We start from the raw sequence: 7,555 nt of genomic DNA, 5'->3' as shown, positions 1-7,555 counted from the left end.
GGCCGCTCCGGCACCCGCCGCTGCCGCCCCGGCTCCGGCGCAGCCCGCGGTTCCGGCGCAGCCCGCCGCTCCGGCCCGGCCCGCTCCCGTCACCCCGGCTCCCGCTGCCCCGGCGGCCACGAAGCCCACCGACGAGGGCGCCTACGTGACCCCGCTGGTGCGCAAGCTCGCCGCCGAGAACGGCGTCGACCTGTCCACCGTGAAGGGCACCGGCGTCGGCGGCCGTATCCGCAAGCAGGACGTCATCGCCGCCGCCGAGGCCGCGAAGGCCGCCGCTCAGGCGCCCGCCCCCGCCGCAGCCCCCGCCGCCGCGAAGAAGACCCCGGTCCTCGAGGCCTCCCCGCTGCGCGGACAGACCATCAAGATGCCGCGGATCCGCAAGGTCATCGGCGACAACATGGTCAAGGCCCTGCGCGAGCAGGCCCAGTTGTCCTCGGTCGTCGAGGTCGACGTCACCCGGCTGATGAAGCTGCGCGCCAAGGCGAAGGACTCCTTCGCGGCTCGCGAGGGCGTCAAGCTCTCCCCGATGCCGTTCTTCGTCAAGACCGCCGCCCAGGCGCTGAAGGCCCACCCGGCCATCAACGCCCGGATCAACGAGGCCGAGGGCACGATCACCTACTTCGACACCGAGAACATCGGTATCGCGGTGGACTCCGAGAAGGGCCTGATGACCCCGGTCATCAAGCACGCGGGCGACCTCAACATCGCCGGCATCGCCAAGGCCACCGCCGACCTGGCGGGCAAGGTCCGGGCCAACAAGATCACCCCGGACGAGCTGTCCGGTGCGACCTTCACCATCAGCAACACGGGTTCGCGCGGTGCGCTGTTCGACACGATCATCGTGCCGCCGAACCAGGTCGCGATCCTGGGCATCGGCGCCACGGTCAAGCGTCCGGCGGTCATCGAGACGGAGGAGGGCACGGTCATCGGCGTCCGCGACATGACCTACCTGACGCTGTCCTACGATCACCGCCTGGTGGACGGCGCCGACGCCGCCCGCTACCTGACCGCGGTCAAGGCGATCCTGGAGGCGGGCGAGTTCGAGGTCGAGCTCGGTCTCTGACGCCCCTGAACCAACGGGTGCCCCCGTCCGGAGTTCCGGACGGGGGCACCGTCATGTCCGGTGCGCGTCGGTCAGCGGAGCGAGCCGCCTTCGGAACGGGCGCGCCCGCCCCACCCGGTGTCCTTGTCGTCGTCGTGTCGGTCACACTTCCGCATGATCATGTTTTCCCCCGATGTCTCCGATGTTCCCGAGGGCATCCCCCGTGGGCACCCTTATGCCGAATGCGACACGTCTGACGGCGAAAGGGGTTCTGGAGGTGACACGGCTGTGACGACTCCGCGTCGGTTCCGCTATGAGGCTCTGTGGAAAGGCGCCACCGCGGAGGCGTGTAAGTCTCGTCTCACCTGCATGAAAGCGCCCCCGTGCGCCCCTCGGAGGCGGCGATCCGGCCTTATTGTCTAGAACGTCAACCCTCTCGGGGCTCGTACGCCCCTGCGAAGGAGCCCTCATGACCGCGCCCGTCATCCACTCGCTGCGCGAGCAGATCCGCGAGCACATCGTGGAGGGGATCGTCAGCGGGCGCTGGAAGCCGGGCGAGCGGATCGTAGAGCGGCGGATCGCCACCGAGCTCGAGGTCAGCCAGACCCCGGTCCGGGAGGCCCTGCGCGAGCTGGAGTCGCTGCGGTTGATCGAGTCGGCGCCCAACAAGGGGGTGCGGGTCCGCAACCTCACGGCGGCCGACCTGGAGGAGAGCTACCCGGTGAGGGCAGGTCTGGAGGCGATCGCCGCCGAGCTGGCGGCCGAGAAGCTCGCCGATGACTGCTCGGCGCTGGAGCCGCACGTGGTAGCGCTGTACGAGGCGGACCGCAAGTCCGACGGCACGGGCCAGGTCCGCCACACGGTGGCGTTCCACCGGGAGTTGGTGCGCGCGGCCGGGAACTCGGTCCTCCTCCACACCTGGGAAGGGCTGGGCATCGAGGTCTTCACGGCCCTGTCGATACGGTGGCTGGGGACCGTCCAGCAGTCGTACGCGGAGGAGCACGAGGAACTGGTCGCCGCGTTCAAGCGGCGCGATCCTTCGATCGCCGAGCTGGTCAAGGCCCACGTACTGGGCTGCGCTCCCCGCGCGTAGCGCCCCGCCGAGTGGGCCCCGCAGCAGACCGCACGGATCGTCGCCGGACGGGCTGAACACCCCGCGCCGCCCGGAAAGGGGCACGCCCCCACGGCCCGCAGCCACGGCCCGCAGCCGCCCGCCGGCGCGAGGGGACGTGCCGGAATCTCCGCCCGCAGCGGCTGGCGCGAATACCAGCGAGGCCTCTCCGTGAAACAGCAGCGCGCCAGCCGTGAGGACGGAGATTCCGGCGCGGCACCGCCCCGAACGGCAGCAGCACACGGCACCTCCACGAACGGCAGCGCGAGGCACCTCCACGAACGGCAGCGCGAGGCGACCAAGCCCACACGGAGCACAGAAGCAAGCACAGCCCCACAGCACCACCCCGCTTATCCCGTTTTGTCCGGCACCCCGTGCACCACTACACGACACCCTGTGCCGACTTTCGGCTTTCCGAGAGTTTTTCCGCGTTGAACCTTTGATCGATCATCGATCAGCGAGTTACAGTCGCCAGCGGGCTCGACCCAGGGCCCGCCGCCCTGTCCTGCCAAGACCAAGGGCATCCCAGAACCCCTTACCGATGAGGGAACCCCCCTCCACATCCGGAAGGCGGCGCAATGACCGACCCCAACGCCATCCAGCCGAGCGAGCTCGACCAGCTCCCGGACCGCGACCCGGAGGAGACCGCCGAATGGCAGGCCTCCCTGGACGCCGTCACGAAGGCGGCCGGGCCGCACCGTGCCGCGTATCTGATGCGCCGCACCCTGGAGCGCGCGGAGGCGGGCGGGCTGGCACTGCCCAAGCTGCTGGAGACCGACTACGTCAACACCATCCCCACCGCCGCCGAGCCCTCCGTGCCCGGTGACGAGGCGATGGAGCGCCGGATCACCGCGTGGAACCGCTGGAACGCCGCGGCGATGGTGACCCGGGGCAGCAAACACGGCGTCGGCGGCCACATCGCCACCTTCGCCTCCGCGGCCTGGCTCTACGAGACCGGCTTCAACCACTTCTTCAAGGGCAAGGAAGCAGACGGGAGCGGCGACCAGCTCTACATCCAGGGCCACGCCTCCCCCGGCATCTACGCCCGCGCCTTCCTCGACGGCCGGCTGACCGAGCAGCACCTGGACAACTTCCGCCAGGAGTCCGGCGGCAACGGCCTGCCCTCCTACCCGCACCCGCGCCGACTGCCCTGGCTGTGGGAGTTCCCGACGGTGTCGATGGGCCTCGGCCCGCTCTCCGCCATCTACCAGGCGCGCTTCAACCGCTACCTCACCAACCGCGGCATCAAGGACGTCTCGGCGTCCCACGTGTGGGCGTTCCTCGGCGACGGCGAGATGGACGAGCCCGAGTCGACAGCGGCGCTCGCCCTCGCCTCCCGTGAGGGCCTGGACAACCTGACCTTCGTCATCAACTGCAACCTGCAGCGCCTCGACGGCCCGGTGCGCGCCAACTTCAAGATCGTGCAGGAGCTGGAGGCCCAGTTCCGCGGCGCCGGCTGGAACGTGATCAAGACGCTGTGGGGCACGGCCTGGGACGAGCTGTTCCAGCTCGACACCACCGGCGCCCTCGTACGCCGGCTGCGCGAGGTGCCGGACGCGCAGGTGCAGACGTACCAGACCCGTGACGCGGCCTACATCCGCCAGGACTTCTTCGGCAAGGACCCGGCGCTCGCCGAGATGGCGAAGCTGCTGAGCGACGACAAGATCCTCGAGTGCTTCCACCTCTCGCGCGGCGGCCACGAGGCCCGCAAGGTGTACGCGGCGTACAAGGCGGCCGTCGAGCACAAGGGCGCGCCGACCGTCATCCTGGCGCAGACGGTCAAGGGTTTCACGCTCGGCGAGGGCTTCGCGTCGAAGAACGCCAACCACCAGATGAAGAAGCTGACGGCGGACGAGTTCAAGGCGATGCGCGACCTGCTCGAACTGCCCATCTCCGATGCGCAGTTCGTCGACGGCGTGGTCCCGTACGCCCACCCGGGCGCCGACTCCCCCGAGGTCCGCTACCTCCAGGAGCGCCGCGCGGCGCTCGGCGGTCCGGCCCCGGCCCGCCGTGTCCACCCGGTGGCCCCGCTGCCGGCCCCCGCCGACAAGGCGTTCGCCTCCTTCGACAAGGGCTCCGGCTCGCAGAACGTGGCGACGACCATGGCGTTCGTCCGCCTGGTCAAGGACCTGGTCCGCGACAAGCAGACGGGCAGGCGCTGGGTGCCGATCGTCCCGGACGAGGCGCGCACCTTCGGCATGGAGTCGCTCTTCCCGTCCCTCGGCATCTACTCGCCGAAGGGCCAGACGTACGAGCCGGTCGACCGCGACCAGTTGATGTACTACAAGGAGGCCAAGGACGGCCAGATCCTCAACGAGGGGATCACCGAGGCCGGTTCGATGGCCGACTTCATCGCCGCTTCCACGTCGTACGCGACGCACGGCGAGGCGATGATCCCGTTCTACATCTTCTACTCGATGTTCGGCTGGCAGCGCACGGCCGACCAGATGTGGCAGCTCGGCGACCAGCTCGGCCGCGGCTTCCTCATCGGCGCCACCGCCGGCCGCACGACACTGACCGGTGAGGGCCTGCAGCACGCCGACGGCCACTCCCCCGTCATCGCCGCCACCAACCCGGCCGCGCTGACGTACGACCCGGCGTTCGCCTACGAGATCGCGGTCATCGTGAAGGACGGTCTGCGCCGGATGTACGGGGAGGCCGCCCCGGGCGAGGACCAGAACGTCTTCTACTACCTCACGGTCTACAACGAGCCGCTGCCGCAGCCCGCGAAGCCGGCGGTGGCCGGAATCGACGAGGGCATCGTCAAGGGCCTGTACCGCTTCAACACGGCGGAGACGGCGGGGCTTTCACCCACTGCCAACGCCCCGCGGATCCAACTGCTGGGCTCCGGCACCGCGATCCACTGGACGCTCCAGGCACAGAAGCTGCTCGCCGAGGAGTGGGGCGTGGCGGCGGACGTGTGGTCGGCGACGTCGTGGACGGAGCTGCGCCGGGACGCCCTGGAGGCGGACGCGGCGCTGCTGCGGGGCGAGGAGCGCGTCCCGTACGTACGCCAGGCCCTGCACGGTGCCGAGGGTCCGGTCCTCGCCGTCTCCGACTACATGCGCCAGGTCCCGGACCAGATCGCGCAGTGGGTCGAGCAGGACTACTCCTCACTCGGCGCGGACGGCTTCGGCCTCTCCGACACGCGTGAGGCGGCCCGCCGTCACTTCGGGGTGGACGCCCAGTCGATCGTGGTGGCGGCCCTGGCCCAGCTGGCCCGGCGCGGCGAGGTCAAGGCGTCGGCGGTCAAGGAGGCCCGGGAGCGGTACGGGCTGTGAGGCCCGGGGGCCGGGGGGGGCGGGGGGGGGGCCGCCGGGCCCCCCCCCCCCCCCCCCCCCCCATGGGGGGGGTGGATGGTGGCCGGGGGGGGTTCGGGGCTGCGACACCCGGCCCCCGCGCCCCTGACGGGGCGCACCCCGCCCGGCATCATGAACGTATGCGTGCTGCCCGCCTCATCAAGATGGTGCTGCTCCTGCAGTCCCGGCCGTCCATGACCGCCGCGGAACTGGCCCGGGAGCTGGAGGTGTCCGAGCGGACGATCACGCGGGACGCCCAGGCGCTGTCGGAGGCGGGGGTGCCGGTCTACGCGGACCGTGGGCGGGTCGGCGGTTACCGGCTGATCGGCGGCTACCGCACCCGGCTGACCGGGCTGGCCCGCAGCGAGGCCGAGGCCCTGTTCCTGTCCGGGGTGCCCACCGCGCTGCGCGAGATGGGCCTGGAGGATGCGGCCTCCGCGGCGAAGCTGAAGGTGTCCGCCGCACTGCTGCCCTCCGTCAGCGACGCCTCGCGCACGGCGGCGCAGCGGTTCCACCTCGACGCGCCGGCCTGGTTCAAGGAGCCCTCGGCCCCCGATCTGCTGCCTCCCGTCGCCGACGCGGTCTGGGACGACCGGCGGATCACCGCGCGCTACCGGCGCCGGGAGGAGGAGGTGGAGCGCGAGCTGGAACCGTACGGGCTCGTGCTCAAGGCGGGCATGTGGTACCTGTGCGCCCGGGTGCCGGACCCGGGCACCTTCCGGGTCTACCGCATCGACCGGTTCACCGAGGTCGCGGCGGACGGGCGGCGCTTCGACCGCGACGAGAAGTTCGACCTGCAGGCCTTCTGGGAGGAGCAGGCCGCCCTCTTCGCACGCTCGATCCTGCACGCCGAGATCGTGGTGAGGCTGACCGACACGGGCGTACGGCAGCTGTCGTACGCCGTCGACCCCGTGTCCGCGCGCGACGCGCTGGAAGCCGCCGCACCGCCCGACGCCGAGGGCCGGGTGACGCTCACGCTGCCGGTGGAGTCGTACGAGGTGGCGTACACCCAGTTGCTGGCCCTCGGTCCGGAGGCGGAGGTACTCGGGCCGCCCGAGCTGCGCTCGCGTTTCGCGGAGGCGGCGGCCCGGGCGGCGAAGTACTACATCTGAGCGCTACGACCGGTTCACCGGTAGTCCGCCACCTCCGGCCGCTCCCCGGCCGACTCCGCCGCCATGAAGCCCCACACGTCCGGGCGGCTGCCGTCCGCGTCGGTGAAGCCGTACTCCTTGGCCAGGCCTCCGCTGGAGAGGGAGCGTCCGTTGAAGCGGGCACGGTCCGGGTCGCCGGCGAGTGCCACGACCGCCCGGCCGGTGTAGACGGGCGACTCGGACAGCGCCCAGTGGGGCTGCTTGTCGATCCCGTCGCGCCAGGTGTCCTCCGTGAGCTTGAAGATGTCCAGCATCTCCTCGGAGCGGATGAAACCGGGGGTGACCGCGACCGCCGCGCAGTCGGCGTTCTTGAGTTCCTCGCCCAGGATGAACGCCATCCGGATCAGGCCGTTCTTCGTGAGGTCGTAGTAGAAGTGCTCGCGGAAGCCCTTGTTGGACTCGGCCGTGCCGTCGGTGACCTCGACGACCAGCCCGCCCGGCCGGCGTACGAGGAGGGGCAGGGCCAGACTCGCGGTGATGATATGGCTCTTCACGCCGAGCTCGAGCATCCGCATCCCGCGCTCCAGGTCGACGTCCCACATCCGGGTGTCGAAGTCGAGCAGGTGGTTGCCGCCCCAGATGTCGTTGACGAGGATGTCGAGCCGCCCGTGCTCGCGGTCGATCCGTTCGACCAGTGCGCGGACCTGATCGCGTTCGAGGTGGTCGGTGGGCACGGCGATCCCGGTGCCGCCGGCCGCGTCGACCAGTTCCGCGGTCTCCTCGATGGTTTCGGTGGGTCGGCCTACCTCGCTCACCCGGGTACGGGTGGTGCGGCCGGTGACGTAGACGGTGGCGCCGGCCCGGCCCAGTTCGACGGCGATGGCGCGGCCTGCGCCCCGGGTGGCACCCGCTACCAGGGCGATCTTCTCGTGGAGTGGCTTCGCGTTGTCCATGCTCCGATGGTCCCGCCGAAACCCGACATCTTCTGTCCGGCTTTCCGTCCCGGGTCGGC

General features: G+C 70.9%; 5 protein-coding genes. 4 read left to right on the top strand and 1 reads right to left on the bottom strand.

Annotated features, from left to right (window positions below; translation table 11 throughout):
- The 4 genes from sucB to EF387_RS43800 all read left to right on the top strand — a co-directional run.
- Window positions 1-1,063: 2-oxoglutarate dehydrogenase, E2 component, dihydrolipoamide succinyltransferase (gene sucB / locus EF387_RS43815; RefSeq protein WP_128382184.1), on the top strand; the 1,063-nt coding region annotated here is incomplete at its 5' end.
- A 448-nt stretch (window positions 1,064-1,511) separates the two neighbouring features.
- A complete protein-coding gene (locus EF387_RS43810; protein ID WP_128382183.1) occupies window positions 1,512-2,135 on the top strand; it encodes a GntR family transcriptional regulator in 624 nt (207 codons plus the stop codon).
- 596 nt (window positions 2,136-2,731) lie between these two features.
- The gene (gene aceE / locus EF387_RS43805) at window positions 2,732-5,434 is read left to right on the top strand and encodes a pyruvate dehydrogenase (acetyl-transferring), homodimeric type (protein ID WP_128382182.1); all 2,703 of its coding nucleotides are present in this window, start codon (window positions 2,732-2,734) and stop codon (window positions 5,432-5,434) included.
- Between the two features lie 158 nt (window positions 5,435-5,592).
- Window positions 5,593-6,564 carry a helix-turn-helix transcriptional regulator gene (locus EF387_RS43800; RefSeq protein ID WP_128382181.1) on the top strand — a complete coding sequence of 324 codons (972 nt, stop codon included), beginning with the start codon at window positions 5,593-5,595 and terminating at the stop codon, window positions 6,562-6,564.
- 14 nt (window positions 6,565-6,578) lie between these two features.
- Here the strand turns inward: EF387_RS43800 and EF387_RS43795 are convergent, their stop codons facing one another.
- On the bottom strand, window positions 6,579-7,496 hold the full coding sequence (locus EF387_RS43795) for an SDR family oxidoreductase (RefSeq protein ID WP_128382180.1): 918 nt from the start codon (window positions 7,494-7,496) through the stop codon (window positions 6,579-6,581).
- Window positions 7,497-7,555: the final 59 nt, after the last annotated feature.

The sequence above is a fragment of the Streptomyces cavernae genome (assembly GCF_004023625.1).
In the GTDB taxonomy this organism is placed as follows: domain Bacteria; phylum Actinomycetota; class Actinomycetes; order Streptomycetales; family Streptomycetaceae; genus Streptomyces; species Streptomyces cavernae.
The sequence above is the reverse complement of the archived record's forward strand: the minus strand, read 5'-3'. Positions and strand labels throughout refer to the sequence as shown.